Raw genomic sequence first — 26173 nt, 5'->3', positions numbered from 1 at the left:
TCGGGTTATTTAAGCTTGATGCGGGGGTCGATCAGCGGCGCGATCAGGTCGGCCAAGAGGTTCCCCAGGACGATGGCAAGGGCGGAAACCAGCGTGACGCCCATGATGATGGGGATGTCGACGCGCTGGATCGCCTGCCAGGCCAGCTGGCCGATGCCCGGCCAGCCGAAGACGCTCTCCACCACCACGATGCCGCCCATAAAGACGCCGATGTCGATGCCGATCATGGCGATCACCGGAAGGATGGCATTGGGCAGCGCATGGCGCAGCACGACACGGGCCCGGGTCAGGCCCTTGGCGCGGGCGGTGCGGATATAGTCGGCGCGCAGGACCTCGATCATCGACGACCGCATCATCCGCGCATACCAACCCGAGCCAAGAATCCCCAGGGTGACGGCGGGCAGCACCAGATGGGCAAAGGTGCCATAGCCGCCGATGGGGAACCAGCCCAGCTGCACGGCAAAGACATAGAGCAGCAGCAGGCTGACCACGAATTGCGGGGCGGAGACGGTCACGAAAGAGGTCATCATCAAGGCCTGGTCCAGCGCGCGGCCTCGGTAAAGCGCGGCGGCGATGCCCATGGTCAGGCCCAGGATCAGTTCCGCCACGATCCCCGCCGCCATCAGAAGCAGCGTGGCGGGCAGCCTTGATCCGATCAGCTCCGCGACCTCGGTCTTTTGCAGATAGCTGCGGCCCAGGTCGCCTTGGATCAGGCCCAGAAGGTAGCGGCCGTATTGGATCAGGAAAGGCTGATCCAGGCCCAGTTGCGCGCGGATATTCTCGACCGTGGCGGCGGTGGCGGCGCGGCCTGCGATCTGGCGCACGGGGTCGGCGGGCAGGACAAACAGCAGAACAAAGGTGATGAAGCTGACGCCCAAAAGGATCAGCGCCGATTGCACCAGGCGGCGGGTGACATAGACCATCAGTCGCGCCCCCTTTGTGTCGGGTCCAACACGTCGCGCAAGGCGTCGCCCACCAGGTTGAAGGCCAGAGCCAAAGCGATGATCGCGGCGCCGGGGATAAAGACCAGCCAGGGCGCGGCCTGAAAATAGGTCTGGTTTTCGAAGATGATGTTGCCCCAGCTTGGCGTGGGCGGCTGCACCCCGACGCCCAGGAAGGAAAGCGTCGCCTCTAGCAAAACCGTCGTCGAAATCCCCAGCGTCCCCCAGACGATGATCGTCGGCACCAGATGCGGCAGGATGTGGCGGAACAGGATGCGGGCGTTGCCTGCGCCGAGCGTCCGTTCAGCCGCGATGAAGTCGCGGGTCGCAAGCGATGTCGTCTCGGTATAGATCACCCGCGCGGTCTGCACCCAGTTCACCAAAGCAATGACCAGGGCCACGATCCACAGCGAGGGCCGGAAGATCGCGGAAAGGCAGATCGCCAGCAACAGCGCCGGGAAAGCCATCATCAGATCGGTAAAGCGCATCAAGAGGCCACCCAGCCAGCCGCGATAGAACCCCGCCACGATGCCGACCAAGGTCCCGATCAACAGCGCGATGCCATTGGCCAGCACCCCGATGATCAACGAGGTCTGCGCGCCGTACAGCAGCCGGGTGAACAGGTCGCGGCCCAGAAGGTCGGTGCCCATGACAAAGGCGCCTCCGGGGGGCAGGGGCGCGCCTTCCAGCGTCAGGCCGTCGAAAAGCTGTTCCTCTGGCGCATAGGGGGCGATCCAGGGGGCAAGCGCGCTGGCCACGACGACCAAGGCGATGACGACCATGCCAAAGACGGCCATCTTGCGCGCCATCAGGCGGCGGAGGGCACTGGGTTCAGCCATCCAGCACCTCCCCATCCGGGCCGCCATCCCTGCTGGCCACGATGCGGGCGGCGGCATCCTCGAAGCTGATCCGCCAGGCCATCGCCATCTGGCGCAGCTGGGTATAGGCCTGTTCCTCGGTCTTGCCCCGCGCGGCCAGCAAAGTCACGGCGCGGACCACGGTTTGCCGCCCGTCCAGCCGCCGTTTCAGATCGGCAATCTCTGCCGACAGCGCCTTTTGCGCGTCAAAGGCATCCCGCGCGATCAGCAAGGCGGAATAGGCGCCATTGTCGCCCACCGGCTTCAACAGTTGCGCATGGGCGCCCGCGCGCAAGGACCATTCGATACGCCCCGGCGCCTCGGAGCCAATCAGCGCCACCATCGGCATCGGGCTTTGGCCGGGTGCCCAGGGGAACATGCCGTCATGCCCCATATCGGCGTCGAAAAAGACATAGTCGGCGGCCAATGCCTCGGGGCCGGCCTCGGGCCAGGCCTCTTGGACCTGCAGCCCGATGGCGGACAGTTGCCGCGACAGGGCCTGAACCGTGGGATGCGGGCGGTGCAGGATCAGGGCCCGCGCGCCGCCCAGGGTGGGGATGCGGATGCGCCTCATTGCACCAGCCTCAGGACGGCGGCGGGCGGGGCTTGCCGCGTCAGATAGGGGTCGCCTTGAACGGCGGCGCGGCGGTGGATCAGGCGAAAGGCGCCCTGTTCGACCCGCGCGATCAGCACCGGAAGCGCGGTGTGATGCGTGCCGGGGTCGATGATGCCGCCCGCCCCCTCCAGCAGCTGCGACAGGGGCAGGGTCTCGGCTCCGGGGCGATGGGCCAGCAGCCGGGCCAGCTCGCACACCGCGACATGGGCCGCCGCCTCGTGGCTGGAGCCGAAGCGGCCCCCATCCGGCCAGCCAGCAACCCCGCGGAAATAGGGGCCCGCGGCCACCAGGCCTTCGGCGGCCGGACCGATGGCGGGCAATTCACATTCCGTCATGTTGCACGACAGGACCGGACGGCGCGCAGCGGCGAAATCGGCATCCTGCCGCCCCAGAGCCGCATAGGCCGCAAGGAATTCGTAGGACGACGGCCCGATCAGCGCGTTCATCACGAAATCCGGCCTTGTGGCGCGGATCTCCTCGATCATGCGGGCGACATCGCGGGAGCCGATGGGAAGGTAACGTTCGCCCAGGATCTCGCCGCCGGCTTGGGTGATGCGCTCACGGGCCAGGCGGTTCATCTCCCAGCCCCAGATGTAGTTGGACCCGGTCAGATAGGCGCGGCGGCCATGGGCGGGCATCACCCAATCCAACAGCGGCAACAGATGCTGGTTCGGGCAAGCATGGGTATAGACGACATGATCCGAGGCCTCGAACCCCTCATACGGCACCGCATACCACAGCGTCGCCCCGTGGCGTTCCAGCGTCGGGATGACCTCTTTGCGGGACCATGAGGTGACGCAGCCGATGACATGGCGCGCGCCCTGGTTCAGGATGTCTTCGCACAGGGGGCCATACAGGTCGACATTGCCTTCGGGGTCGCGCTCGACGGGCACGAAACACAGGTCGATGCCGGGATCGGCGTTGATCTGGGCGATGGCCGACAGCGCGCCCGACCGGCAGGCCTCGGAGATCAGGGAATAGCTGCCCTGCCGCGAGTAAAGCAAACCGATGTCGATGCGTCGTTTGGTCACGCGGCACTCCGTGGAATACAATAGGCCCCGGGCCAGCAGGGATGTGCTGTCGGGGGCGCGATTGCCAAAGGATGATGTAGAGTGGTCAGGATAGCCTGTGGCGGACCGGTTGCAACGGCTTTGTGACGGGCCGGGCCGGGAAATCCGCATTTGCCCGAAAATGCGGCGCGGCGCTCTGGTCTAATCGGAGGTGGATGCCTATGTCAGCCGGGACCGGAGGCGTCATGCAGAAAATCACCCTGGCCGAGCGGCCCAATTGGCGGCAGCTGGCCGAAGAGGTCGGCTTTAGCTTTGCCGACATGTATGGCGCGCCCTATTGGGACGAGACCTCGGCCTATCAATTCACCCTGCACGAGGTCGAAACCCAGATCGAGGACCCCGCGACCGAGCTGCACGCCATGTGCCGCGAGGCCGTGGCGCAGATCCTGGACAGTGCCGAGCTGATGACGCGGCTGGCCATCCCCGAGGCGCATTGGGACCTGGTGGCGGGCAGTTGGCGCCAGGGTCAGCCCGAGCTTTACGGCCGCTTTGACCTGGCGCATGACGGGCAGGGGCCGGCCAAGCTGTTGGAATACAACGCCGATACGCCGACGTCGCTGTATGAAAGCGCCTCGTTCCAATGGGCCTGGCTGGAGCAGCAGCTGGCCGCGGGTGTCCTGCCTGCGGGGGCCGACCAGTTCAACGGCATCCATGAGGCGCTGGTGGACCGGTTCCGCGCGCTCCTTGCCCCCGGCGCGCATCTGCATTTCACCGCCATGGCCAACACGCCCGAGGATTACGCCACGGTCGAGGCCCTGGCCTGGGCCGCCCGTGAGGCCGGGTTGGGCGCGCATTACTGCGACCTGGACAAGATCGGCCTGTCCGATCAGGGCCAGTTCACCGATGATCAGGACCGGGTGATCGGCGCCCTGTTCAAGCTTTACCCCTGGGAAGACCTGCTGCGCGATCCCTTTGCCACGGCTTTGGCCGCGTCGCGCTGTCAGTTCCTGGAGCCGCCCTGGAAGGCCCTGGTGTCGAACAAGGGCATCCTGCCGGTCCTGTGGCAGATGTTCGAGGGCCACCCGAACCTGTTGCCCGCGTTTTTCCATGCTGATGTCGCGGGGGCGCTGGCCGGGGGTTATGCCAATCCCCTCGCGGCCGAGGCCTTCGGTCGGGCGGCGGATGCCCTGGCGCGCGGCCATGTCATCAAGCCGCTGTTTTCCCGCGAGGGGGCGTCCTTGTCGATCATCGAGGCCGGCGCGGTCACAGAGGCTTCGACCGACGCCACCTATGCCGCCCATCCCAAGATCGTGCAGGCCTATCATCCCCTGCCGGTCTTTGACGGCTTTCGCCCGGTGGTCGGCGCCTGGGTCGTGGGGGAAAGCTGCGTTGGCATGGCGCTGCGCGAGGACGAAAGCCGCATCACGCAAGACCTGTCGCGGTTCAAGCCTCATTTCATTCTGGATTGAAAGGAATTTCCATGCGCAAACGTTCGGATCGGGTGGCGCTTTGCATCCTTGGCGCGGCGGCCTTTGCCCTTGCCGGTTGCGGCGAAGACGAGGTCGACGCCTCGGCCTTTCCGGATCTTGCGACATGCAAGGCCTCGGCCGCCTTGGGGGGGCAGGACTTTACTGCGGCCGATTGCGACCGGGCCTATGCCGAGGCGCAGGCGATCCACCAGGACTCCGCCCCGCGGTATGACGCCAAGGTTGTCTGCGAGGAGCAGCACGGCGAGGAAGCCTGCGTCGAGGCCGCGGACGGAAATGGCGGCGGGGGCAGCATCTTCATGCCCTTGATGGCGGGCTATCTGATCGGCAACATGCTGAACCGCGGGACGGTGGCGCAGCCGCTTTACCGCTCGGCCGCGGGCGGGTTTTCCGATGCAGCGGGTCGGGCGACCTATGCGACGAACCTGGGTCAGGGCAAGCTGGGGGCCTCGCAGTTCGACCGCCCGGCGGCGACCGTCGGCAAGCCGCCGATGTCGGCCGCGACGGTCAAGGCCCGCGGCGGCTTTGGCGCCAGCGCGGGTGGGCGCACATCGGCGGGTTGACCCGGAGGCTTTGACACCCCCGGGCCGGTTGGCTTACTTGCCCCAGATCGCGGCATAGGCCGCGCGATAGCCGTTGTCGGGGTCAAAGGCGTTGCCCTCGGTCTTGGACAGGCCCTCTTCGGTCACAAGCGCGGGCGCCGTGACATAGCCCGAGCAGGCCTCGCCCGAGATGGCGCGGTTCAGTTCGTCGACCAGCTGCCAGCCTTGCAGGTTCAGCGGCTCGGCCACGGTGACGGCCTGATACTGACCGGTGCGGATGCGCTGGAAGGCGGCTTCCGAACCGTCCCCAGCCGAGCCCGCCTTGGGCGCGCCCTTGCCGTCGATCCCAGCGGCCGCCAGCGACGGCCCCATGAAGTCGAAATACAGGTCGTTGATCGCCAGCGAATGAGTCCAGGTGGCGCCGTATTTCTGCAACAGCGTCGTGGTCAGCGGCCCCATCCGGGTCGAGGTCTCGGCGATGGGCGTATCGACATATTCCAGCACCGTGCCGCCCGCCGCTTCGATAGCGGCCTTCATGCGGTCGGCCTTGTCGATGGCGATCTGATAGGTCGAGTCGGTGAAGATCACCACGCCCGGCTTGCCGCCCGCATCGTCAATCGCCCATTTCGCCGCCACGTCCGACACCTGCATCGCATCGGTCGAGACATTGGCAAAGATCCCGCCCGGCGCGTCGCAGCCGATCTTGGGGCCCGAGTGCCAGGACACCATCGGGATGCCAGCAGCCGTCACGCCCTCAAGCGCCGCTTGCTGTTCGGCGGCGTCAAAGCCGTTGATGACGATGCCAGCCGGGCCCAAGGCCAGCGCCTGACCGACCGCCGCCGACCGGCTTTGCACCGAGCCCGCGCCGTCCAGAACCTTGACCTCCCAGCCGATCTTGGCCGCGGCTTCTTCGATGCCGGTGGTGACGCCCAGGATGCCGCCGTTCTTCAGGTCGCCCGCCAGGACGACGATGGTCTTGCCCTCGGCCGCCTTGGGGCCGGTGGTTGGGCCGTCAAAGGCCATTTGCGCCAAGGCGCCAAGGCTGGTGGCGGCCAGGATCGTGCCCGTGATCAGAGTTTGCAGCAAAGTCCGTTTCAGCATGTGGTTTCCTCCCTAAGATGCTGGTTTATTTGGTTTTCGCGCCCTTCTTGCGTTGCGCGTAACCGGCGATGCCGATGGCGATCAGCAGGGTTGTGCCGTTGAACATCGGTTCCACCCAAAAGCTGCCGCCGAATTGTTGGATGCCAGAGATGCCGACCGCCAGGATCGTGACGCCCACGACGGTGCCCCAGACGTTGACGCGGCCCGGCTTGATCGTGGTCGATCCCAGAAAGGCGCCGACCAGGGCGGGCAGCAGAAACTCCAGCCCGACCGAGGCCTGGCCGATCCGCAGCTTCGACGCCAGAAGCACCCCGGCCAAAGCGGTCAGCACGCCCGAGGCGACAAAGGCGCCGATGACGAATTTCCGCGTCGGGATGCCGTTCAGCTCTGCCGCGCGCTGGTTGGCACCGATGGCATAAAGATAGCGGCCCATGGGGGTGTATTCCAGCACGACCCACAGGGCCAAGGTGATGGCCAGCACGTAATAGGCGGTGATCGGCAGGCCGAAGACAAAGGTCCCGTTCAGCGCCAGAAAGGCATCGGGCAGGGTGCCGACCATCTGGCGGCCTCCGGTGTGCCAGAGCGCCAACGAGTAAAGCACCGTGCCAGTGCCCAGCGTGGCGATAAAGCTGTCGATCCGCGCGACCTCGACCAACAGGCCGTTCAGCGCGCCGATCACCACGCCCAGGATCAGCACGACCGCCACCGCGACGGGCCAGGGAAAGCCGTAAAGCGTCTGCAGGCTGATGGCCAGGATATGCCACAGGACGATGGCGTAACCCACGGTCAGGTCGATGCGGCCGGCGACCATGGGGATCATCGCGGCCAAGGCAAGCAGCGCGATGATCGCCTTGTCGGACAGGATCGACCGCAGGTTCAGCACGGTGGGGAAGGTGTTCGGCAGCAGGATGGAAAACAGCACGATCAGGCCGACCATCAGGATCACCAGACCATAGGTCGGCGCCAGGCGCAGGGCCTTTTGCAGGGGCGACAGGTGGCGCAGCTCGTCCTTGGTCGGCTCGATCGCGTTGGAGTCAATTCCGGGCATGATGGGTCCTTACGCAGCTTCACCGGCCGAGGCGGCCTGGATCAGCGATTCGGTGGAAAGTTCGACGCCAGACAGTTCGGCCACGGGCAGGCCCCGGCTGAAGACGATGGCACGGTGGCAGATCGCGGCGATTTCCTCGAAGTCGGTCGAGACGACAAGGACCCCCATTCCGCTGGCAAGCGCCTGATACAGCAGGTGATAAATCTCGGCCTTGGCGCCGACATCGACGCCCGCGGTCGGGTCTTCGGTGATCAACAGGCGGCGACCGGAATCCAGCCAGCGGCCGACGACGACCTTTTGCTGGTTGCCGCCCGAAAGCGCCTCGATGGCCAGGGTCGGATCGTTGGGCGACAGGCCGACGCGGCGGCCGATGGCATGGGCCATGGCCTCTTCGCGCTTGGGTGCCAGCAGCGAGAACAGCCCGCGCCCGGTGGCGGAGGGGTTCAGAAAGGCGTTCTCGCGGATCGCCATGCCGGGGGCGACGCTTTCGCCGATGCGGTCACGGGCGACAAGGCCGATGCCGGACCGCATGGCGCTTTGCGCGGTCTTCAGGTCGGGCGCTTTCCCGTCCAGAAGGACCTTGCCCGCATGGGGGATCGTGCCGAACAGCGCCCGCCCGATGTCCTCGTGCCCCGCGCCGCGCAGACCGGCAAGGCCCAGCAGTTCGCCGCGGCGGATGTCAAAGCTGACGGGACCTACGGCGGGGGTGGCAAGGCGTTCAACCTTCAGGATGGCGGGGCCGTCAAGCACCGCGGGCCGCTCGATCTCGCGCGCCTTGCGGCCGACGATCAGGCTGACGAGTTCGTCGGGCGTCGTGTGGCTGATGGGGCGCATGCCCACCATCTGCCCATCGCGCAGCACGGCCACGCGGTCGGCGATGCGGAAGATCTCGTCAAGCCGGTGGCTGACATAGATCATCCCGACGCCCTTGGCCTTCAGCGGGCGCAGCGCGGTGAACAGGCGTTCGACCTCGTCGGCGGGAAGGCTTGCGGTCGGTTCGTCCAGCACCAGAAAGTCGCTGGAGGCGGCCAGGGCGCGGGCGATGGCGACCAGGGATTTTTGTGTCCGCGTCAGGCTGGAGACCCGGGCGGTGGCGGGAAAATCGGCCTCGACCAGGCGCAGCGCGGTGTCTGCGGCGGCCTCGGTCGCGGGCCAGTCGATGCGGCGGCCTTTACGCACATAGCCCAAAGCCAGGGCGATGTTTTCGGCGACGCTCATCCATTCGATCAGGCCAAGGTCCTGATGGATGAAGGCGACCTTCTGGCCGCCCGCCTTGCCGGCCTCGTGGGCATAGGGCGTGCCGTCGATGCGCACCCCGCCTTCGTCAGGCCGATGGATGCCGCCCAGAACCTTGATCAGCGTCGACTTGCCCGCGCCGTTTTCGCCCAAGAGCGCCACGATCTCGCCGCGGCCCACGGTCAGGGAAACCCCCTTCAGCGCCTGCGTGCCGCCAAAGGATTTGACGACGCGGTCAAAGAAAAGGCCGTCGGACGGCGGTTGCATGTGTATCCTCCCCAGGATGTCTCGGCGGGCCTGATCTTGCGTCAGATTTACCGGTAACGTAGGAAGGATGAGCCCGCGCGGCCCCCCTGTCAAGCGGAAAAGTTATCGATAACATCCCCGGAGGGGACCCGATGAAAGCCAACCTCGAAGACATCGCCCGCGAGGCCGGGGTTTCCCGGATGACGGTCAGCCGGGTGCTGCGCGGGGGGTCGGGATTTTCGGATGCGACGCGCGACAAAGTGACCCTGATCGCGGCGCGGCTGGGCTATGTGCCGAACCGTCTGGCGGCGGCCTTTGGCGCGGATCAGGCCAGCACGCTGGTCGGCATGTGCGTGCCGCGCCTGACCTCGGGGCTGTTTGGTCATGTGCTGGACGGGGTGGATCGGGCGCTGACGCGACTGGGGTATCAGCTGATGATCGGGGCGAACAACCATGCGCCGGAGGAGGAAGAGGCCTGGGTGCGCCAGGTCACGGCCTGGCGTCCGGCGGGGCTGATCCTGTCGGGGCGCACGCATACGCCGGGCACGGTCGACATGCTGCGCAGCACGGCCGGCCCGGTGGTCGAGATCTGGGACCTGACGACCAGCCCGATCGACATGTCGGTGGGGTTTTCCCACGAGGATTGCGGGGCCGAGATGGCGCAGTTCCTGGTGCGGCGGGGGCGTCGCCGGGCGGGCTATGTCGGCGCTTTGGCGCGGGCTGATGTGATGGGCGCCGCGCGGTTGCAGGGCTTTGCCGAGACCCTTTCCCGCGCCGGTCATCCCCTGGTCGCGCGTGAGGTCCTGCACGATGCCCCGGGGTTTTACGCGGGTTTCTATGGGCTTGAGACCCTGCTTTCCCGCGAACCCCGCCTGGATGTCGTCTATTTCCACAATGACGAGATGGCGATTGGCGGGCTGGCCTATGCGCAGTCGCGGGGGTTGCGGGTGCCCGAGGATATCGGGATTGCGGGTTGGGGGGGGATGGAGGCGGCCTCGATCCTGCCGCGCCGCCTGACGACCACCATCGTCCCCACCACCGCCATCGGCAAGGCGGCGGCGCTGGCCTTGGTCGCAAGGCTGAAGGGCGAGCCGGGGCAGGATGTCACCGTCATCCCCACACGTTTGGAACCCGGCGAGACCGGATAGGAGAGAGAGCCATGATCACCACGACCACCGAGAAACTGACCGATGCCGCGCTGTTCCTGATGCTGCAGGCGGCGACCGAAAAGGCCCGCGCCATGGGCCAGCCGCAATGCATCGTGATCGTCGATGCCTCGGCCGTTGACCTTGCGACCTTTCGGATGGAGGGCGCGCGGGTCCTGTCCATGCGCTCGGCCCGGGCCAAGGCGCAGACGGCGGCATCGACCGGCAAGCCCTCGGAGAGCCTGCCCGAAGCGGTGCGCCTGACCATTGCGGCGGCCACCGAGGGCACGATGACCGGCCTGCCCGGCGGCCTGCCGATCTGGCGCGGCGGTCATCTGCTGGGCGGCATCGGGATCGGATCAGGCACCGGGGCGCAAGATACCGAGGTCGCCATGGCCGCCTTGGCCGCCATCGGGGCCGACTCGAAGCCTTAGGAGAACACGATCTGCGCCTTCATCGCCTGGGCGCGGTCGCTGGCCAGGCGGAAGGCGCTTTCCGCCTGATCCAGCGCGACGGTATGGGTGATCAGGGGCCGCACGTCGATCAGGCGCTTTTGCATCAGCCCCACCCCCACGGCGAATTCCGGGTGAAAGCGGAACGATCCGCGCAGGTCCAGTTCCTTGGCGGTGATCGCCATCATCGGCAAGGTCATGTCGCCGCCAAGCCCCAGTTGCAGGATAACTCCGCGCGGCCGCATCGTGGCGATCGCCGATGCCAAGGCCGCCGCCACCCCGGAACATTCATATAGAACGTCGAAATAGCCCTTGCCGGCGGTGTATTCGGTCAGGCTGTCGACCCCGGTGTTGATCACGCGGTCGGCCCCGGCCCGTTTCGCAATCCCCAGGGTAAAGTCCGACAGGTCGGTCGCCACGATCTCGGCGGCGCCAGCGCGGCGGGCGGCCAGGATCGCCAGCACCCCGATCGGCCCGCAGCCCGTCACCAGCACGCGTTTGCCCAGCATGTCACCGGCGCGCCTTGTGGCATGAAGCGTCACGGCCAGGGGTTCGGCCATCGCGGCCTCGCCCGGGGTCAGGCCCGTGGCATCGACGCATTGGCTGGCATCGGCCACCAGGACCTCGCGGAAGGCGCCCTGGATATGCGGAAAGGGCATGGCGCTGCCGTAAAACCGCATGTTCAGGCAATGGTTGGGCAGGCCCTGATGGCAGTAGTCACAGCCGCCGCAGGGCCGCGAGGGCGACACCGCGACCAGCTGGCCGCGCGTGAAGCCCGTGTCGCCCGCGTCCTCCACCCAGGCCGAGACCTCGTGGCCCAGGATCATCGGTTGACGCAAGCGCACCGCGCCGAAGCCGCCGTGGTTGTAGTAATGCAGGTCCGACCCGCAGACCCCGCCGGTTGCCAGGCGCAGGCGCAGTTGGCCGGGGCCTTGGGTGTCCTCGGGCGCCTCTTCGATGCGCAGGTCGCGGGCGGCGTGAATGACAAGAGCGCGCATCACAGCACCGCCGTCAGCAAGGGCTGACCCGCGAAATGCGCGGTCAGGTTGTCGCGCAGCAGTTTGCCCATGGCTTGCCGGGTTTCATAGGTGCCGCTGGCGTGGTGGGGCTGCAACAGCACATTCGGCAGCGCAAGGAAGCGGGGGTTCAGCCGCGGTTCGCCCTCGAACACGTCAAGGGCCGCCGACCCCAGGGCGCCGGTCTCCAGCGCGGTCAACAGCGCCTCTTCGTCGATATTCCCGGCGCGGCTGATGTTGATCAACAGGCCCTGCGGCCCCAGCGCCCGGATCACATCGGCGTTCACGATATGCCGGGTCGCCGCCGAAGCCGCCAGCGTCACGAACAGGATGTCGGACCGCGCAGCCAGGGCGACCGGGTCGGGGATATACTCCCAAGAGACATCCTTGGGCGCCCGGGCAGAATAGGCGATTGCCATGTCAAACCCCGCCAGACGCCGGGCCACCTGGTGCCCGATGCGCCCCAGACCCAGGATGCCGACGCGCTTGCCCGTCGCCTTGCGCTGCAGCGGATAGCCCCCCTTGGCGGCCCAAGAGCCATCGCGCACCCAGGCTTCCGCCCCGATCACCCCACGCGTCAGGGCCAGCATCATCGCCACCCCCAGATCGGCGCAATCCTCGGTCAGGACGTCGGGCGTGTTCGTCACGCGGATGCCCCGCGCGCGACAGGCCGCAAGGTCGACCGCGTCATAACCGACGCCGTAGACGCTGATGACCTGCAGCGCGGGACAGGCTTCGATCATCGCGGCATTGGCGCCCAGCTCTCCACGGGTTGCGATGGCGCGCACCTGCGGCCCGACCTCGGCCAGAAAGGCGGCCTTGTCTGGCGCCTGATCATAGCGGTGCATGTGAAAGGCCGCGTCCAAAGGCTCCTGGTCCCAGGCGGGATAGGGGCCGACTTGCAGGATATGGGGTTTTGTCATTCTGTGCGGGTCCCGGCTTGACAGGTCATGTTAACGATAACATAAACAGGCGGGACAGGACTTGTCGAGAGCGAAACGAAAGGAAGCTGACCTTGGGACACCCGATATTCGATCTGACGGGGCGCCGCGCGCTGATCACCGGGTCTTCGCAGGGCATCGGCTTTGCCTTGGCGCAGGGCTTGGCTGCGGCGGGGGCGCGGGTCGTGCTGAACGGGCGCGACCGCGCCAAGCTGGACGCCGCGGCCGCGCTGATCCCCGGGGCCGAGACGCTGGCCTTTGACGCGACCAACCATGCCGAGGTGCGCGCGGCGGTGGACGGGTTCGAGGCGTCCAGCGGTCCCATCGACATCCTGGTGAACAATGCCGGGATGCAGCACCGCGCGCCGCTAGAGGATTTCCCGCCCGAGGCCTTTGAGCGTCTGTTGCAAACCAATATCGCCACGGTCTTTCACGTCGGCCAGGCGGTGGCGCGCCACATGATCGCAAGGGGCCGGGGCAAGATCATCAACATCGCCAGCGTGCAGACGGCTTTGGCGCGGCCCTCGATTGCGCCTTATACGGCCACGAAGGGGGCGGTTGGCAACCTGACCAAGGGGATGGCGACGGATTGGGCGCGTCATGGCTTGCAATGCAATGCCATCGCACCGGGCTATTTCGACACGCCCCTGAACGCGGCTTTGGTGGCCGATCCCACCTTTAGCGCCTGGCTGGAAAAGCGCACTCCGGCAGGGCGTTGGGGAAGGGTGGAGGAACTGCAGGGCGCCTGCATCTTCCTGTCGTCGGATGCCTCAAGCTTTGTGAACGGGCATATCCTGTATGTCGATGGCGGCATCACGGCCTCGCTGTGATGTTGCGCATCGTCATCATGGGGGTGTCGGGCTGCGGCAAGTCTTCGGTGGGCGAGGGGCTGGCCTTGCGGCTGGGCATCCCCTACCGCGACGGGGACGACCTGCATCCGGCGGACAACGTGGCCAAGATGCGCGCTGGCCTGCCCCTGACCGATGAGGACCGCTGGCCTTGGCTGGACCGCGTGGCGCAGGTGCTGCGCGATCAGGCGCCGGTGATCGTCGGCTGTTCGGCGCTGAAGCGCGTTTATCGTGACAGGCTGCGGCAGGCCGGAGAGGTGCGGTTCCTGCACCTGACCGGGTCGCGCGACCTGATCGCCGCCCGCATGGCCGCGCGCAAGGGCCATTACATGCCGACGACCCTGCTGGACAGTCAATTCGCCGCGCTGGAGCCTCCGGGACCGGAGGAGGCGACCGCCATCCCCATCGACCAACCGCTTGACGCCATCATCACCGCCGCCGAAGGAGCCTGCCAATGACCATAGCCCTGATCGGAGCCGGCGCCATGGGCGGTGCCATCGGCGCGCGCCTGGTCGCGACCGGAACGCAATTGGTGGTCTTTGACCTGGACCCGGCCAAGGTGGCGCCTTTGGTCGCAGGCGGCGCCAGGGCCGCGACCTCTGCCGCAGAGGCCGCAAGCCAAGCCCGCGCCGTGATCCTGTCGCTGAACGCGGCGCATATCGTGCGGGCGGCGGTCTTTGGGCCGGGTGGCGTGGCCGAGGGCGCCGCCCCGGGAACGCTGATCATCGACATGTCGTCCATCGACCCCGAGGCGACCAAGGCGCTGGCCCGTGATGCGGCGGCCCGGGGGTTGCACTGGGTCGACAGCCCGCTGTCCGGCGGCATCCCCAAGGCCGCGACCGGAGAGCTGACCTTGATGCAGGGCGGCGATGCCGACCAGGTGGCCCTGGCGCAAGACATCCTGTCACAGGTCGCCACAAACCAGACGCGGATGGGCGGGGCAGGGGCCGGGCAGACGACCAAGCTGATCAACCAGGTCCTGTGCGGCCTGGGGTTCCTGGCTGTGGCCGAGGCGACGGCCCTGGCCGAGGCCGCGGGCGTCGATGCCGCCATGATCCCGCAGGCGCTGCGGGGGGGCCGCGCCGACAGCGCCATCCTGCAAGAGTATATGCCGCGCTTTGCCGCCCGCGATTACCGCCGCACGGGGCGCATCGACAACATGGTCAAGGACCTGAACGGCGCCGCCGACCTGGCCCGACTGACCCATACGCCCATGCCGCTGACCGCTTTGTGTGCCGAGGTCCACCGCCTGCTGACCCATCAGGGCCTGGGCGCCGAGGATCAGGCCGCGCTGATGGAATTTTACGCCTCAAGAAAGGAGCCCCAATGATCACCCGTTACGCCCTGTTCGAAGGCACCGTCGCCCCCGGCCAGACCCAGGCCTTCCGCGCCGCCGTCCTGGCCGAGATCCTGCCGGTCTGGCGCCGCTTTCCCGGTGCGCTGGCCGTCCATGTCACCTTTGCCGATGACCGCGACGCAGGCGCGCCGGAATTCCCGCTGATCCTGGCGATCGACTGGCCCGACCGCGCGACCGTCGATGCCTTTCTGGATCACCCGATCCGCAAAGAGGGCCGCGCCGCCACCGAGGCCGTCTTGGCGCGCTTTTTCACCGGGCGCATCCATCACCATGTCACCACGGCACATTCCTTCACCCCGACGCTGGATTCCTGACCCCGGTAACGATAACAAGGCGCCATGAACACCCCGCGCAAGACCCCGACCATGGCCGATGTCGCCCGTCTTGCGGGCGTCTCGCCCATGACGGTCAGCCGGGCCTTCAAGACCGACAGTTCGGTCAGCGAGGCGACGCGGGACGCCATCCTGAAGGCCGCGGACGACCTGGGCTATGTGTTCGACTCCACCGCCTCCAGCCTGCGGTCCCAGCGCACCGATTTCGTCGCGGTCACGATCCCCTCGATCAACAACGCCAACTTTGCCGACACGCTGCGCGGTCTGGCCGAGGGGCTGAAGCCGCGGGGGTTGCAAATCCTGCTGGGCTACACCGATTACGACATGGCCGAGGAAGAGCGGCTGATCGAACAGTTCCTGCGCCGCCGCCCCGAGGCCATCGTGGTCACAGGCGGCCGTCACACCCCCCGCGCGCGGCGGATGCTGGAAAACGCCGGCATCCCGGTGATCGAGACCTGGGACCTGCCCGAGGACCCCATCGGTCATGTCGTGGGCTTTTCCAACGCCGAGGCGGTGCGCGGGATGGTCGATCACTTTGTCGCCCGGGGCCTGACGCGGATCGCCTTTATCGGCGGCGACACCAGCCGCGACACAAGGGGCGCCGACCGCCGCAGGGGCTTTATCGCCGCCATGCAGGCGAAGGGGCTGGATGCGACACGGCTGATCGCGGCGGGGGCTCCGCCGATCTCGATGCGCGAGGGGGCCTTGGCGATGGGGCGGCTGCTGCAGACGCTGCCCGATACCGAGGCGGTGATCTGCGTGTCGGACCTGTCGGCCTTTGGCGCCTTGACCGAATGTCAAAGGCGCGGCGTCGATGTGCCGGGCCGGCTGTGGATCGCGGGCTTTGGAGATTACGAGATCGCGGGGATTTCGGTGCCCGCGCTGACGACGATCAACCCCTTTCCGCGCGACATGGGGGCGCGGACGGCGGCGCTGATCCTGGATGTGCTGGACGGGCGCCAACTTGCGCCCGCCCATATCGCCATCGCGCCGGAACTGCTGATCCGGCAGTCCGGCGGCTAGATCATTTCACCTGCGCCTTGACGGCCTCGACATCGGCGTTGGTCAATTCGCCCACCGTGGTGACTTTGCCGTCGACGATCTGCCACAGGCGGAACGGGCCCGAGATATCGCCGTATTGGTCAAAGTTGACCGGGCCGATGACGCCTTCGTAGCGGATCGGCTTGCCCTCGGCGATCAGGGCCAGGGCCTTGGTGAACTCTTCCTTGCCGGCGTGGATCACCTCGCCGTCCGGGCTGACGGCGGCGCGCAGGGCGTCGGGCAGTTTCGCCGCATCGGGACCGCCCGCGATGGCGATGGCAAGGCCGACCAGCGCGCCCGCGTCATAGCTGCGGTCGGCGGCAGGCGCTGCCGGGTCGATGCCCGAAAACGCCATGTAATTTGCGTTGAAATACTCGGTCGAGGCCGAAGCGACCGTCCCCGAGGATGTCCCATAGGCTTGGCCCAGGAACTCTGCCCCCACGGCGGCAATGAAGTCGTCGCTGTTCATCCCGTCGTTCAGCAGGAACTTTTGCACGCCGCCCTGGCTGATCCACTGGCGCGCAATCGTCGCGCCATCCACCGGGTCGGAAATCAGGTAAAGCGCATCCGCCCCGCCCGCCATGGCCGCCGTGACCTCGGCGGCATAGTCGGACTGCTTGGCGTTATAGGGCGTGACGGAAACCACCGTGCCACCCAAGGCGGTGTAGGGGTCCGAGAACTCTTTCACCAGGTTCACGCCGAAGTCGTTGTTCTGGTGGATGATGACGATCTTCTTCATCCCCTGATCCACCGCGAACTTGGCCGCCGCCACGCCTTGCAGCGCATCCGAGGTGATGGTGCGGAAGAAGACGCCGTTGGTCTTGCCCTCACGCCCCAGCGCGGTCAGCGTCGGCGAGGACGAGGCGGGCGACACCTGCAGCACCTTGGCCGGCCCCGTGACCGAGGTCAGCATGGGGATCGACATAGGCGAGATGATGCCGCCGATGATCGCGGGCACCTTGGCGACCTGCACCAGTTGCGTCGCGGCATCGACCGCCACATTCGCCTGGGTCTGGCTGTCGCGCGTGTCGGTCTTCAACATGCACCCCGCAACGCCGCCCGCGTCATTCAGGTCGCGAAAGGCCATCTCGACCGATTTGGCCCCGGCCTGGCCATAGGCCCCGGCCTCTCCGGTCAGTTCCAGCACAAGGCCCACGGTGATGTCGCAGGCCTGGGAAATCCCCGGCAGCAGGGCCAGGGCGGCAGTCGCAAGAAGGAGTTTCTTCATGGTTTCACTCTCTGTTGAGGGGGCCCTTGGTCTTGGTCCGGCGGCGCGGGCTTGGCCGCCGGTATGTCGTCACGCCTCGGCGTTCAGGTTGTATTTCATGATCGACCCATGGCGCCCGTGGCGGTCACGCTCCAGCGTATAGGTGTCGCCTTCGGGGGTCTGGCCCTTGACGGCGGCAATCTCGGCCAGGTCCTGCGGCGAAAGCGTCAGCGCGGAAATCGCGAGGTTCCGCGCCAGGTGGCTGCGGTTCCTTGCGCCGACAATCACCGCGCCAACCTGCGGCCGTGTCAGGATCGCGGCACTGGCCACGGTCGCGATATCGGTTTCGTGCCGGTCAGCGATGCGGCGCAGCGTCGTCAGCAGGTCCTGAAACAGGTCCCAGCCGCCGAAATCGTCGATGATCAGCTTGTATTTGGTCAGGGACCGGTTTTCCAAAGGCTCGGCCGGTTCCTTGGCCCCCAGCCAGCGGTCGCCCAAAAAGCCCCCGGCCACCGTGCCGTAACACAAAAGCCAGATGTCATTTTGCTTGGCCAAAGCCGCCAGCGACCGTTCGGGCCGCGCGTCCAGAAGCGAATATTGCACCTGCATCGAGGTCAGCCGCACGCCCGAGGCCAGAATCTCCGCCGTCCGCTCCGTGTCGAAATTGGTGCCAGAGACCTGGGCGATCTTGCCCTCGGTGCGCAGGTCATCCATCCAGGCCATCACATCCAGATAGCGAGGGACGTCGTAGTCCCACCAGTGGAACTGCACCAGGTCCAGCCTTTCGGTCCTTAGGCGGCCCAAAGAGGTGTCGACGATAGAGGCGATATAGGCGCGGTCCACGGTGGCGAGCCGCGCGAGGTCTGGCACCAGCTTGGTGTGAACCTTGATCCGCGCCAGGGCCTCGGCGCCAAAGCGGTTGCCGTAGTCGCTGCGAAAGGCGCCGATCAGCTCTTCGACGCCGGTGTAAATGTCGGCACAGTCAAAGGTGGTGATCCCGGCCTCGGCAAAGGCCATCATATCGGCCAAGGCCTCGGCCCGGTCGATGGCGCCGTGACCGCCGGCCAGTTGCCAACCGCCCCGGATGACGCGGGAAATCTCGTGGCCGGGGCGAAGGGTGATGCGGGCGACGGTCATTTCGGCTCCGGGAGTGGCACGGCGGTGGTGTCGGCGTGGGAGAAGCTGCGCTTGCCGATGCGCGTGATCCGCAGACGAGAGGGGCAATGCGGGTCGGGGCAGGCGACCTCGGCATCGGTGCTCATCCAGTCGTTCGGATGGGTGGCGCGCTGTTTGGCCGGCAACAAGGGCAGGATGGCCGACAGCGAATAGATCGAAAAGCTTTGGCCGGGCGGCAGGTGCAGTTGTTCGCCGCGCAGTTCGAACCAGTCGCCGGGCTTGCCGCAATAGATCTTTGCCCCCTCGGGGGCCACGATCTCGACCCGCAGGTCGTAAAGGTCAAAATTGTCCATCACGGCTCCAGGCTGAAGGTGATTTCGCAGGCGCCCTGGCGGCGGATGCGGTTGCAGGCGGCGGCCAGCGCCTCGCGGTCCTCGGGCAGGACCTGCGCCGTCACCGACCCCGCCAGCCAGCCGATCGGAAAGAACATCCGCGCGCCGGGGCCGTAAAACACCCCGATGTCATAGATCGGGTCCGGGTTGCCGCCCCAGACCCGGGCAGGCACATAGGCCATGACGATATCGCCGGGCTGAGGATGCAAGGTCGCATTTTCCGGCGGCAGGGGCGCGGGGTTGGTCAGATGCCCCGAGGGGATCGGGCAGGAAATCTCGGGTCCCGTCCACATGGCATGAAGCCCCGGGACCACACGCGGTTGCGCAAGGTAATCGCGCAGAAAGGCCACATTGGCCGGGGCCTTGTCGCCCAGAAAGGCGGCGCGGACATCGAGGCCCGCAGGGGCGCAAGTCAGGCGCAGTTTCATGGCGTCTCCTTTTCGGCGGCATCGGCGCCGAGCTTGTCTTTCAGATAGGCGAAGGGGCGCGAGATATCGGCCACCAAGGCCGCGCGGGCCGTGGCGGCATCGCCCGCCTGCAACGCCTGCAGGATGTCATGGTGGAAGCGCGCCGCGTCATTCGCCCCCGCCTCCGAGAAGGCATAGATCGCGGCGCGGGTCAGGGGGCCGGACTGCAACCACAGGCTCTCGATCATCGGGATCAGGACGGTCGACCCGCAGGCGCGGTAGATCTCGAAGTGGAAGGCGTGGTTCAGGGTGACTTCGCGGTCAACCTGGGTGCCGCGCATCTCCTCCCAGTCCAGCAGGATCGCCCGCAGGCTGGCGATGTGGCGCGGGGTCATGCGGGCGGCGGCGAGCGCCATCGCCTCGCCCTCGATCAGGATACGGGCCCGAAGCAGGTCTTCGATCCGGGCCAGCGTCACCGGGGGGACCCGGATTTGGCGGTTGGGCAGGATCTCCAGCGCCTGTTCGGTGATCAGGCGCCCCAGCGCCTCCCGCACGGGCATGGTCGATGTCAGCAGCGCATCGGCCAGTTGCCGGATCGTCAGCACCTGCCCCGGAGAGAACAGCCCGCCGATCAGCGCCCGGCGCAGTTCACTGTAGACCCGGTCTTGCACAGTATCGCGGCCAACCGGGGCCAATCCCACCGCCTCTGTCATGCTTTCCCTCGAATCGTCTTGCCAAGTCGAAATAGACCTTCCTACTGTGATCAAATCAAGTGTGATCACAGATCAAGGGCATGATGGCGGTTCTGGAAGCGCGAAATTTGACCAAACGCTTTGGCGGGATGGCGGCGGTGGACGGGATGTCGCTGTCGGTGGCCCAAGGCGAGGTTCTGGGCCTGATCGGACCCAATGGCGCGGGCAAGACGACGATGTTCGATTTGCTGGCGGGGTCGGTGCGGGCGACGTCGGGGTCTATTCACTTGGCCGGGCAAGATGTGACGCAGGCCCCCGCGCATCGGCGCTTGGCGGGTGGCATGGGGCGGACGTTTCAAATCCCGCGGCCGTTTCCGGGGCTTAGCCTGTTGGACAACGTGCTTCTGGCTCGGCAATCCCAGACCGGAGAGCGCTTCTGGGCCAATTTCACCGCCCCCGGACGGGTGGCGGCCGAGGAACGGGCGGCACGCGACAAGGCCATGGCGCTGTTGGAGTTGGTCGCCCTGGCACGGCTGGCCGATCAACCGGCGCAGGTTCTGTCGGGCGGGCAACGCAAGCTTTTGGAGCTGGCGCGGGTGATGATGGCCGACCCCAAGGTCATCCTGTTGGACGAGCCCGCCGCCGGGGTGAACCCCGCTTTGCTAGAGGTCCTGATCGACCGCATCCGTCAGATCAACGCGGGCGGCGTGACCTTTGTGCTGATCGAACACAACATCGACATGGTCTCGCGCCTGTGCGGGCGGATCGTGGTCATGGCGCAGGGCAAGTTGCTGTATGAGGGCCGGCCCGATCAGGTGGCGAAGGAGCCTCGGGTGATCGAAGCCTATCTCGGAGGTGTCGCATGATCCTTGAGGTAAAGGACCTTGTGGCGGGGTATGAGCCGGGCTTGCCCATCGTCAAAGGCGCCTCGATGCAGGCCGGCGCCGGAGAGATCGTGGTGATCCTTGGCCCCAATGGCGCGGGGAAATCCAGTTTTATCAAGGCCATCGCGGGGCTTGTGCCGGTGACGTCGGGTCAAGTCCTGCTGGATGGGCAGGACATCACCGCGACGCCCGCCCATCAGATGATCCGGCGCGGGCTGGCCTTTGTGCCGCAGACGGAGAACATATTCCCCCTGATGACCGTGCAGGAAAACCTTGCCGTTTGTGGTGGCATCCTTGACCGGCACGAGGTCGCAGGCCGCATCGACGAGATGTTTGCGACTTTCCCCGACCTGGCCCGGCAAAGGGCCTTGATGGCCGGCAGCCTCTCGGGCGGCCAACGCCAGATGCTGGCCGTGGCGCGCGCGCTTCTGGTGCGGCCGCGGGTTCTGATGCTGGATGAACCCTCGGCCGGGCTGTCGCCGAAACTGGTGGGGCAGGTGTTCGAGGGCCTGCAAGCCATCCGCGAACGCGGCCTCACCATCGTTCTGGTCGAACAGAACGCCCGCGCCGCCTTGGCCATCGGCGACCGCGCTTATGTGCTGGTCGAGGGCCGCGAGGCGCATGAGGGGCCGGCCCGGACGCTGTGGGACAATCCGCTGATTGCCGAGCTTTATTTGGGGAGCAAGGGCCATGCAGTTTCTGCTTGATGGGCTGATTGCGGGGGCCTCGGTCGGGCTTGGCGCCATCGGCGTCACGCTGACCTATTCGGTCCTGCGGTTTTCCAACTTTGCCCATGGCGACTTCATGGCCTGGGGCGCCTATGCGGCCCTGGTCGTGGTGGGGTTCATCGGGGGATCGACGCCCCTCGGGCCGTTCTCCTTTGGCCTGCCGCTGATCCTGGCGCTGATGGTTGCCATGGGACTGACCTCGGGGATGGCTTTGGCCTTGGACTGGGCGCTTTTTGCAAGGCTGCGGGCAAGGGGGCAGGCGATCATCGTGGTCATGGCCTCTTTCGGGGCCAGCATGGCCTTGCGCAGCCTGTTGGAGTTCATCTTCACCTCGCGCCCCACCTATTTCTCGCGGTCGATCCAGATGGCGATGCCGGTGGGGTTTGGGGTCAAGATCACGGCGGATCAGGTGGCGATGCTGGTGCTGACGCTGTGCCTGGTCGTGGGGGTGCATCTGATGATGACCCGCACGCAGCGCGGCCGCGAGATGCGGGCCTATGCGCAGAACCCTGCGCTGGCCCGTGTCGTGGGGATCGACGTAGACCGCGTCGTGCGGTCCACCTGGGTGATCGGGGCGAGCCTCGCTTGCGCCAGCGGCGTCATGGTCGGCGTCCTGGTGCAGATCAGGCCGCTGATGGGGCTTAGCCTGCTGCTGCCGATCTTTGCGGCGGCGATCCTCGGTGGCATCGGGTCGGTCCCCGGCGCGGTGCTGGCCGGGGTGATCATCGGCCTATCCGAGGCCGCAGCCGTGCAGTTCATCGGCGCCGAGTGGCGGGCGGCGGTGGCTTTCGTGATCCTGATGGGGGTCCTGCTGATCCGCCCCACCGGACTTTTCGGAGTGACCGAGCGATGATCGACCTTCTGGGCTATGGCGCGTTTTTCCTGTCGACTGCGCTGATCTTTGGGCTGATCGCCTTGGGGCTGAACCTGCAATGGGGGCTGACGGGGCTGTTCAATGTGGGCATTGCGGGGTTTGTTGCGGTCGGGGCCTATACCTCGGCGGTGCTGACCTCACCGGATGCCGCGGACCGGGTGGGAGGTTTCGACTGGCCGATCCTGGCGGGTTGGCTGGCCGCAAGCCTGGTGGCCGGGGCAGTGGCGGCGTTCACCGGCTATGCGACCTTGCGGCTGAAGTCGGATTACCTGGCGATCACGACCTTTGGCGTCGCCGTCGTCGTGCAGTTGGTGGCGCTGAACGCCCAAGGCCTGACCGGAGGCCCCTTCGGCGTGGCCTTCATCCCGCGCCCTTTCGCCTCCGTGCAATCGGACCCGGTGCTGTTCAACTTCGCCAATCTGGGCGTCGTGGTCGCGGTGACTTTGGCGGTCTATCTGGCGCTGGAACGGCTGTCGCGCAGCCCCTGGGGTCGCGTGCTGCGGGCGCTGCGCGAAGACGAGCGGGCGGCCATCGCTTTGGGGAAATCGGCGCAGTCCTACCGGGTGCAGGCCTTCGCGGTGGGGGGCGGTATCATGGGGCTTGCCGGGGCGGTTCAGGCGCATTTCATCGGCTTCATCGCGCCGGACAACTACTTGCCGACGCTGACCTTTGAGGTCTGGGCCATGCTGATGGTGGGGGGCTCCGGGTCCAACCGGGGCGCGGTGCTGGGCGCGGTCGTCGTCTGGGCGATCTGGGTCGGCTCGGGTGCCTTGACCGCGGCCGTGGTGCCCGGAGACCTGCAGGCGCGGGCCGCGTCCTTGCAGATCGTGGCCATCGGGGTGATGCTGTGCCTGATCCTGCTGTGGCGGCCACAGGGCTTTTTCGGGGCCCGCAAATGAGCCTCTGGCACGCCACCCCCGCGCCCCCTTTGCCCGCCTTGCAAGGGCGCCAAGAGGCCGATCTTCTGGTCATCGGCGGCGGCTTTGCGGGGCTTTCGACCGCGCTTCATGCCGCCGAGGCCGGGCTTTCGGTCATCGTGCTGGAGGCGCACCTTATCGCCCATGGCGCCTCTGGCCGGAACGCCGGTTTCGTCGTGCCCAATTTCGCCAAGGTCGATCCCGAGCAGATCACCCACCGCCCTCTGGTGGACATGGCGGCGGGCAGCGCGGACCTGGTCTTTGACCTGATCCGCCGCCATGCCATCCCCTGCGACGCGGTTCAGTCGGGGTGGATTCAGCCCTCTCATTCCGATGCGGCGCTGGCAAGGGCGGCCTCGCGCGTCAGGCAATGGAGCGCCCTTGGTCGCCCCGCAGAGCTGTTGACCAAAGCGCAAGTCACCGAAATGACAGGGGTTCCGGGCTGGAAGGGCGGTTGGATCGACCGCTCTGGCGGGGTCGTGAACCCGGTGGCCTATGCGCGGGGGCTGGCCCAGGCCGCGATCCGGGCGGGGGTGCGCATCCATGAGACCTCTGCCGTGACCGCCCTGGCCCCGGGCTGGCGCGCGACCACGGCCCAAGGAGAGGTCCAGGCCCGCCGCGTTGTCCTTGCGACCAACGCCTATGGCCATCTGTGGCCCGGCCTTGACCGCAGCTTCTTTCCGCTGCGGGTGTTTCAGGTGGCGACGCAGCCCCTGCCCCTGTCCATCCGCCAGCGGCTTTTGCCGGGGGGTCAATGCGTGTCGGACACGCGGCGCAACCTGTTCACCTTTCGCTTTGATGCGGCCAATCGGCTGATCAGCGGCGGGATGCATGTGATCTCTTGGGGGGCGGATCGGCGCGTGCCGCAGACCATCCACCGCCGCCTGATGCGGGTGCTGGATCTGCCCGACCTGCCGCCGCTGGAACACGCCTGGTCGGGCCTTGCCTCGGTCATGCCGGATTTCCTGCCGCGGGTGGTCGAACTTGCCCCGGGTCTGCTGGCGGGCTTTGCCTGCAACGGGCGGGGGATTGCGCTGTCGACCGCCATGGGGAGAGAGCTGGCCAGCTGGGCCGCGGGGCGCGATGCGGGGGACCTGGCGATCCCGCGGCAAAGGGCCAAGCCGCTGCCGCTTCATGCGCTGTCGCGGCTGGCGCCCAACATGCTTTTGCCGCTTAGCCAGCTGAGGGATTGGGCCGATACTCGCGGCGGATAAGTGTGATTATGTCACCTGTGATCCAGACGGCCACGGGATCAACCTGACCGCCATGGCGTGCAAGGACACATGCCGGGTTGCGATCACCGCAGGGGGGACATCGGTCACGCAGCCTTGGCCCCCCGCGCCTTGAACGGGGCGCAAGGCTTTCGGACGGCAACCATCCCGACCGCATTGGAGCGGGGAAATCGACGCTCTTGACGCTGCGAACCGGGGCCGCTGCGGCAAAACTCCGCGGGTTGGCCTAGTCCTTTCCGGCGCGCCATTCCTTGTAGCGCAGATAGGCATTGGCCCCCAGCGTCGCGAGGGGCGGCAGCTTTGAGGGCGCGGCCTCGGCCAGGAAATGCCGGGTGATGTCGCTGTCCACCCCCATCGCAAGCTCTGCCGCGCCGATGCCGGTCAGCGTCCCGCGCGCGGTCCCCAAACCGTTCTGCACGCAAGCCGCATAAAGCCCCGGTTCAAGTTCACGCATCACCGCCACGCCGTTGCGCGACAGGCACAGATGGCCGGCCCAGGTGAACTCCATCGCGGCGCCTTTCAGATGGGGAAAGCGGGCGTCGAACTTCTGGCGATGGACGGCGGCGGTGCGGCGGATCGAGGCCTCCGAGGCCACCATCCCGGGCTGATAGGTCGCACAGGTCCGCGTGATGATCCGGTTGCCGCCCAAGGGCCCGTCGATCCGCCGCATCGTCGTGCCCATCGGGTCGGACGGCGTGACCCCCCAGCGCGGCGCACCCGGAAGGGCGCCCAGATCGACCGTCATCGAGGCGTAAAGAAACACATGCATCAGCCGGCCGCGCGCAAAGCCAAAGCTTTCCAGCTGGCCGTTGTTGGCAAAGATCACCTTGCCCGCCGTCACCCGCCCCTTCGGCGTTGTCAGCTCCCAAGAGCCCTTCCGGGTGACTGCGCTCACCGGCGTATTCTCATAGACCCCCACGCCCGCCGCCCGCAGACCCTCGGCAAAGCCGCGCGCATAGCCCGCCGGCTGCAGCATCACCGTGCCGGGCGTGTATAGCCCCGAGACATAGTGGCGACTGCCGGTCAGCGCCTCCATCGCCTGCGCGTCCAAGTGCTCATGGGCCTCGGCCATGCTGGCCAAGTGCTGGGCATAACTGCGGTTCAGCGCATCCGCCTTGGCACTGGCCGCGCCATTCACCTTGCCCGAGCGGTCAAAGAACTCGGCCGGGATGCCATAGTCCTGCACCGCCTGCGCGGCAAAGGCCTGGGCGTGGCGGTTCAGCGCGATCATCGCCCGGTCGTCGCTGCCCGCGTAATCCTCGGACTGCAGCTCATGCGGCAGGTCGATCATGAAACCCGAATTGCGCCCCGCGGCACCCTCGGCGATGCGGCCGGCCTCCAGCACGGCAATGCGAAGCCGCGGGTCGATCTGGCGCAACCGCCGCGCCGCCGAAAGCCCGGCAAAGCCCGCGCCGATCACGGCGACATCGACCGTCAGGTCATGGTCCAGCACCTGGGGTGCAGGCTGGCCGGGCAGGATCGCGGACCAGGCCGCGGGCCCCCGGTGC

The 26173-nt window shown here is 67.0% G+C and carries 29 protein-coding genes; 14 read left to right on the top strand and 15 right to left on the bottom strand.

Going from position 1 to position 26173, the window contains the following annotated elements:
- Nucleotides 1-5: 5 nt before the first annotated feature.
- Genes NX862_RS18380 through NX862_RS18365 form a run of 4 tightly spaced genes read right to left on the bottom strand, consistent with a single transcriptional unit; the run spans nucleotide 6 to nucleotide 3445 of the window.
- Entirely contained in the window at nucleotides 6-923 is a 918-nt protein-coding gene (locus NX862_RS18380; RefSeq protein ID WP_264495400.1) for an ABC transporter permease, read from the bottom strand.
- Entirely contained in the window at nucleotides 923-1780 is an 858-nt protein-coding gene (locus tag NX862_RS18375) for an ABC transporter permease (RefSeq protein ID WP_264495399.1), read from the bottom strand. Before NX862_RS18375 ends, NX862_RS18380 begins: the two co-directional genes overlap by 1 nt.
- Nucleotides 1773-2372 (bottom strand): ANTAR domain-containing response regulator, encoded by a 600-nt coding sequence (locus tag NX862_RS18370; protein ID WP_264495398.1) that lies wholly within the window; start codon nucleotides 2370-2372, stop codon nucleotides 1773-1775. The genes NX862_RS18375 and NX862_RS18370 overlap by 8 nt, the downstream gene beginning before the upstream one ends.
- On the bottom strand, nucleotides 2369-3445 hold the full coding sequence (locus tag NX862_RS18365) for a transporter substrate-binding protein (protein WP_264495397.1): 1077 nt from the start codon (nucleotides 3443-3445) through the stop codon (nucleotides 2369-2371). The genes NX862_RS18370 and NX862_RS18365 overlap by 4 nt, the downstream gene beginning before the upstream one ends.
- A 224-nt stretch (nucleotides 3446-3669) precedes the next feature.
- Between NX862_RS18365 and NX862_RS18360 the strand changes: the two genes are divergently transcribed.
- Together NX862_RS18360 and NX862_RS18355 are read left to right on the top strand one after the other, a co-directional pair.
- Nucleotides 3670-4893 (top strand): glutathionylspermidine synthase family protein, encoded by a 1224-nt coding sequence (locus tag NX862_RS18360; RefSeq protein WP_264495396.1) that lies wholly within the window; start codon nucleotides 3670-3672, stop codon nucleotides 4891-4893.
- 11 nt (nucleotides 4894-4904) lie between these two features.
- Complete coding sequence (locus NX862_RS18355; RefSeq protein WP_264495395.1) at nucleotides 4905-5474, top strand: DUF1190 domain-containing protein; 570 nt, start codon at nucleotides 4905-4907, stop codon at nucleotides 5472-5474.
- 33 nt (nucleotides 5475-5507) lie between these two features.
- Here the strand turns inward: NX862_RS18355 and NX862_RS18350 are convergent, their stop codons facing one another.
- Genes NX862_RS18350 through NX862_RS18340 form a run of 3 tightly spaced genes read right to left on the bottom strand, consistent with a single transcriptional unit; the run spans nucleotide 5508 to nucleotide 9105 of the window.
- Complete coding sequence (locus tag NX862_RS18350; protein WP_264495394.1) at nucleotides 5508-6554, bottom strand: substrate-binding domain-containing protein; 1047 nt, start codon at nucleotides 6552-6554, stop codon at nucleotides 5508-5510.
- Nucleotides 6555-6579: 25 nt separating this feature from the next.
- The gene (locus NX862_RS18345; protein ID WP_264495393.1) at nucleotides 6580-7602 is read right to left on the bottom strand and encodes an ABC transporter permease; all 1023 of its coding nucleotides are present in this window, start codon (nucleotides 7600-7602) and stop codon (nucleotides 6580-6582) included.
- A 9-nt stretch (nucleotides 7603-7611) separates the two neighbouring features.
- Nucleotides 7612-9105 (bottom strand): sugar ABC transporter ATP-binding protein, encoded by a 1494-nt coding sequence (locus NX862_RS18340; RefSeq protein ID WP_264495392.1) that lies wholly within the window; start codon nucleotides 9103-9105, stop codon nucleotides 7612-7614.
- Between the two features lie 131 nt (nucleotides 9106-9236).
- On the opposite strand from NX862_RS18340, the gene NX862_RS18335 reads away from it, so the two are divergent.
- Together NX862_RS18335 and NX862_RS18330 are read left to right on the top strand one after the other, a co-directional pair.
- Nucleotides 9237-10232, top strand: coding sequence for a LacI family DNA-binding transcriptional regulator (locus NX862_RS18335; RefSeq protein ID WP_264495391.1), 996 nt, complete (start codon nucleotides 9237-9239; stop codon nucleotides 10230-10232).
- Between the two features lie 11 nt (nucleotides 10233-10243).
- Complete coding sequence (locus tag NX862_RS18330; RefSeq protein ID WP_264495390.1) at nucleotides 10244-10663, top strand: GlcG/HbpS family heme-binding protein; 420 nt, start codon at nucleotides 10244-10246, stop codon at nucleotides 10661-10663.
- On the opposite strand, the gene NX862_RS18325 is transcribed toward NX862_RS18330, so the two are convergent.
- Together NX862_RS18325 and NX862_RS18320 are read right to left on the bottom strand one after the other, a co-directional pair.
- Nucleotides 10660-11679 carry an L-idonate 5-dehydrogenase gene (locus tag NX862_RS18325; protein WP_264495389.1) on the bottom strand — a complete coding sequence of 340 codons (1020 nt, stop codon included), beginning with the start codon at nucleotides 11677-11679 and terminating at the stop codon, nucleotides 10660-10662. The genes NX862_RS18330 and NX862_RS18325 overlap by 4 nt on opposite strands.
- Nucleotides 11679-12620 carry a 2-hydroxyacid dehydrogenase gene (locus NX862_RS18320; protein ID WP_264495388.1) on the bottom strand — a complete coding sequence of 314 codons (942 nt, stop codon included), beginning with the start codon at nucleotides 12618-12620 and terminating at the stop codon, nucleotides 11679-11681. Before NX862_RS18320 ends, NX862_RS18325 begins: the two co-directional genes overlap by 1 nt.
- Nucleotides 12621-12712: 92 nt before the next feature.
- On the opposite strand from NX862_RS18320, the gene NX862_RS18315 reads away from it, so the two are divergent.
- From NX862_RS18315 to NX862_RS18295, 5 genes are read left to right on the top strand one after another with little or no spacing between them, the layout of a single operon-like run.
- The gene (locus NX862_RS18315; RefSeq protein WP_264495387.1) at nucleotides 12713-13468 is read left to right on the top strand and encodes an SDR family oxidoreductase; all 756 of its coding nucleotides are present in this window, start codon (nucleotides 12713-12715) and stop codon (nucleotides 13466-13468) included.
- Nucleotides 13468-13944 carry a gluconokinase gene (locus NX862_RS18310; protein WP_264495386.1) on the top strand — a complete coding sequence of 159 codons (477 nt, stop codon included), beginning with the start codon at nucleotides 13468-13470 and terminating at the stop codon, nucleotides 13942-13944. Before NX862_RS18315 ends, NX862_RS18310 begins: the two co-directional genes overlap by 1 nt.
- Nucleotides 13941-14816: an NAD(P)-dependent oxidoreductase gene (locus NX862_RS18305; RefSeq protein ID WP_264495385.1), complete on the top strand. Its 876-nt coding sequence runs from the start codon at nucleotides 13941-13943 to the stop codon at nucleotides 14814-14816. The genes NX862_RS18310 and NX862_RS18305 overlap by 4 nt, the downstream gene beginning before the upstream one ends.
- Nucleotides 14813-15157: an NIPSNAP family protein gene (locus NX862_RS18300; protein WP_264495384.1), complete on the top strand. Its 345-nt coding sequence runs from the start codon at nucleotides 14813-14815 to the stop codon at nucleotides 15155-15157. The genes NX862_RS18305 and NX862_RS18300 overlap by 4 nt, the downstream gene beginning before the upstream one ends.
- A gap of 24 nt (nucleotides 15158-15181) precedes the next feature.
- Entirely contained in the window at nucleotides 15182-16198 is a 1017-nt protein-coding gene (locus NX862_RS18295) for a LacI family DNA-binding transcriptional regulator (RefSeq protein ID WP_264495383.1), read from the top strand.
- A gap of 1 nt (nucleotide 16199) precedes the next feature.
- On the opposite strand, the gene NX862_RS18290 is transcribed toward NX862_RS18295, so the two are convergent.
- The 5 genes from NX862_RS18290 to NX862_RS18270 all read right to left on the bottom strand — a co-directional run bounded on the left by NX862_RS18290 (nucleotide 16200) and on the right by NX862_RS18270 (nucleotide 20051).
- Nucleotides 16200-17444 carry an ABC transporter substrate-binding protein gene (locus NX862_RS18290; protein WP_264495382.1) on the bottom strand — a complete coding sequence of 415 codons (1245 nt, stop codon included), beginning with the start codon at nucleotides 17442-17444 and terminating at the stop codon, nucleotides 16200-16202.
- A gap of 69 nt (nucleotides 17445-17513) precedes the next feature.
- Complete coding sequence (locus tag NX862_RS18285) at nucleotides 17514-18560, bottom strand: aldo/keto reductase (protein ID WP_264495381.1); 1047 nt, start codon at nucleotides 18558-18560, stop codon at nucleotides 17514-17516.
- Nucleotides 18557-18892 carry a TIGR04076 family protein gene (locus NX862_RS18280; RefSeq protein WP_264495380.1) on the bottom strand — a complete coding sequence of 112 codons (336 nt, stop codon included), beginning with the start codon at nucleotides 18890-18892 and terminating at the stop codon, nucleotides 18557-18559. Before NX862_RS18280 ends, NX862_RS18285 begins: the two co-directional genes overlap by 4 nt.
- The gene (locus NX862_RS18275; protein WP_264495379.1) at nucleotides 18892-19359 is read right to left on the bottom strand and encodes a DUF3830 family protein; all 468 of its coding nucleotides are present in this window, start codon (nucleotides 19357-19359) and stop codon (nucleotides 18892-18894) included. Before NX862_RS18275 ends, NX862_RS18280 begins: the two co-directional genes overlap by 1 nt.
- On the bottom strand, nucleotides 19356-20051 hold the full coding sequence (locus NX862_RS18270; RefSeq protein ID WP_264495378.1) for a GntR family transcriptional regulator: 696 nt from the start codon (nucleotides 20049-20051) through the stop codon (nucleotides 19356-19358). The genes NX862_RS18275 and NX862_RS18270 overlap by 4 nt, the downstream gene beginning before the upstream one ends.
- Before the next feature lie 83 nt (nucleotides 20052-20134).
- Between NX862_RS18270 and NX862_RS18265 the strand changes: the two genes are divergently transcribed.
- Genes NX862_RS18265 through NX862_RS18245 form a run of 5 tightly spaced genes read left to right on the top strand, consistent with a single transcriptional unit; the run spans nucleotide 20135 to nucleotide 24647 of the window.
- Nucleotides 20135-20896, top strand: a complete 762-nt coding sequence (locus tag NX862_RS18265) for an ABC transporter ATP-binding protein (protein ID WP_264495377.1) — start codon at nucleotides 20135-20137, stop codon at nucleotides 20894-20896.
- Nucleotides 20893-21621 carry an ABC transporter ATP-binding protein gene (locus NX862_RS18260; protein WP_264495376.1) on the top strand — a complete coding sequence of 243 codons (729 nt, stop codon included), beginning with the start codon at nucleotides 20893-20895 and terminating at the stop codon, nucleotides 21619-21621. The genes NX862_RS18265 and NX862_RS18260 overlap by 4 nt, the downstream gene beginning before the upstream one ends.
- The gene (locus NX862_RS18255; protein ID WP_264495375.1) at nucleotides 21605-22495 is read left to right on the top strand and encodes a branched-chain amino acid ABC transporter permease; all 891 of its coding nucleotides are present in this window, start codon (nucleotides 21605-21607) and stop codon (nucleotides 22493-22495) included. The genes NX862_RS18260 and NX862_RS18255 overlap by 17 nt, the downstream gene beginning before the upstream one ends.
- Nucleotides 22492-23415, top strand: coding sequence for a branched-chain amino acid ABC transporter permease (locus tag NX862_RS18250; protein ID WP_264495374.1), 924 nt, complete (start codon nucleotides 22492-22494; stop codon nucleotides 23413-23415). Before NX862_RS18255 ends, NX862_RS18250 begins: the two co-directional genes overlap by 4 nt.
- Nucleotides 23412-24647, top strand: coding sequence for an NAD(P)/FAD-dependent oxidoreductase (locus tag NX862_RS18245; protein ID WP_264495373.1), 1236 nt, complete (start codon nucleotides 23412-23414; stop codon nucleotides 24645-24647). The genes NX862_RS18250 and NX862_RS18245 overlap by 4 nt, the downstream gene beginning before the upstream one ends.
- 244 nt (nucleotides 24648-24891) lie before the next feature.
- On the opposite strand, the gene NX862_RS18240 is transcribed toward NX862_RS18245, so the two are convergent.
- A partial coding sequence (locus NX862_RS18240; protein ID WP_264495372.1) for an NAD(P)/FAD-dependent oxidoreductase occupies nucleotides 24892-26173 on the bottom strand: 1282 nt, incomplete at its 5' end.

This window comes from Stagnihabitans lacustris (assembly GCF_025950525.1).
In the GTDB taxonomy this organism is placed as follows: domain Bacteria; phylum Pseudomonadota; class Alphaproteobacteria; order Rhodobacterales; family Rhodobacteraceae; genus Stagnihabitans.
The sequence above is the reverse complement of the archived record's forward strand: the minus strand, read 5'-3'. Positions and strand labels throughout refer to the sequence as shown.

Bases quoted from the DNA above. Each gene is read 5' to 3' on its own strand.
- NX862_RS18380 (WP_264495400.1), bottom strand. From the start codon at position 923: ATGGTCTATGTCACCCGCCGCCTGGTGCAATCGGCGCTGATCCTTTTG.
- NX862_RS18375 (WP_264495399.1), bottom strand. From the start codon at position 1,780: ATGGCTGAACCCAGTGCCCTCCGCCGCCTGATGGCGCGCAAGATGGCC.
- NX862_RS18370 (WP_264495398.1), bottom strand. From the start codon at position 2,372: ATGAGGCGCATCCGCATCCCCACCCTGGGCGGCGCGCGGGCCCTGATC.
- NX862_RS18360 (WP_264495396.1), top strand. From the start codon at position 3,670: ATGCAGAAAATCACCCTGGCCGAGCGGCCCAATTGGCGGCAGCTGGCC.
- NX862_RS18355 (WP_264495395.1), top strand. From the start codon at position 4,905: ATGCGCAAACGTTCGGATCGGGTGGCGCTTTGCATCCTTGGCGCGGCG.
- NX862_RS18350 (WP_264495394.1), bottom strand. From the start codon at position 6,554: ATGCTGAAACGGACTTTGCTGCAAACTCTGATCACGGGCACGATCCTG.
- NX862_RS18345 (WP_264495393.1), bottom strand. From the start codon at position 7,602: ATGCCCGGAATTGACTCCAACGCGATCGAGCCGACCAAGGACGAGCTG.
- NX862_RS18340 (WP_264495392.1), bottom strand. From the start codon at position 9,105: ATGCAACCGCCGTCCGACGGCCTTTTCTTTGACCGCGTCGTCAAATCC.
- NX862_RS18335 (WP_264495391.1), top strand. From the start codon at position 9,237: ATGAAAGCCAACCTCGAAGACATCGCCCGCGAGGCCGGGGTTTCCCGG.
- NX862_RS18330 (WP_264495390.1), top strand. From the start codon at position 10,244: ATGATCACCACGACCACCGAGAAACTGACCGATGCCGCGCTGTTCCTG.
- NX862_RS18325 (WP_264495389.1), bottom strand. From the start codon at position 11,679: ATGCGCGCTCTTGTCATTCACGCCGCCCGCGACCTGCGCATCGAAGAG.
- NX862_RS18320 (WP_264495388.1), bottom strand. From the start codon at position 12,620: ATGACAAAACCCCATATCCTGCAAGTCGGCCCCTATCCCGCCTGGGAC.
- NX862_RS18310 (WP_264495386.1), top strand. From the start codon at position 13,468: ATGTTGCGCATCGTCATCATGGGGGTGTCGGGCTGCGGCAAGTCTTCG.
- NX862_RS18305 (WP_264495385.1), top strand. From the start codon at position 13,941: ATGACCATAGCCCTGATCGGAGCCGGCGCCATGGGCGGTGCCATCGGC.
- NX862_RS18300 (WP_264495384.1), top strand. From the start codon at position 14,813: ATGATCACCCGTTACGCCCTGTTCGAAGGCACCGTCGCCCCCGGCCAG.
- NX862_RS18295 (WP_264495383.1), top strand. From the start codon at position 15,182: ATGAACACCCCGCGCAAGACCCCGACCATGGCCGATGTCGCCCGTCTT.
- NX862_RS18290 (WP_264495382.1), bottom strand. From the start codon at position 17,444: ATGAAGAAACTCCTTCTTGCGACTGCCGCCCTGGCCCTGCTGCCGGGG.
- NX862_RS18285 (WP_264495381.1), bottom strand. From the start codon at position 18,560: ATGACCGTCGCCCGCATCACCCTTCGCCCCGGCCACGAGATTTCCCGC.
- NX862_RS18280 (WP_264495380.1), bottom strand. From the start codon at position 18,892: ATGGACAATTTTGACCTTTACGACCTGCGGGTCGAGATCGTGGCCCCC.
- NX862_RS18275 (WP_264495379.1), bottom strand. From the start codon at position 19,359: ATGAAACTGCGCCTGACTTGCGCCCCTGCGGGCCTCGATGTCCGCGCC.
- NX862_RS18270 (WP_264495378.1), bottom strand. From the start codon at position 20,051: ATGACAGAGGCGGTGGGATTGGCCCCGGTTGGCCGCGATACTGTGCAA.
- NX862_RS18265 (WP_264495377.1), top strand. From the start codon at position 20,135: ATGGCGGTTCTGGAAGCGCGAAATTTGACCAAACGCTTTGGCGGGATG.
- NX862_RS18260 (WP_264495376.1), top strand. From the start codon at position 20,893: ATGATCCTTGAGGTAAAGGACCTTGTGGCGGGGTATGAGCCGGGCTTG.
- NX862_RS18255 (WP_264495375.1), top strand. From the start codon at position 21,605: ATGCAGTTTCTGCTTGATGGGCTGATTGCGGGGGCCTCGGTCGGGCTT.
- NX862_RS18250 (WP_264495374.1), top strand. From the start codon at position 22,492: ATGATCGACCTTCTGGGCTATGGCGCGTTTTTCCTGTCGACTGCGCTG.
- NX862_RS18245 (WP_264495373.1), top strand. From the start codon at position 23,412: ATGAGCCTCTGGCACGCCACCCCCGCGCCCCCTTTGCCCGCCTTGCAA.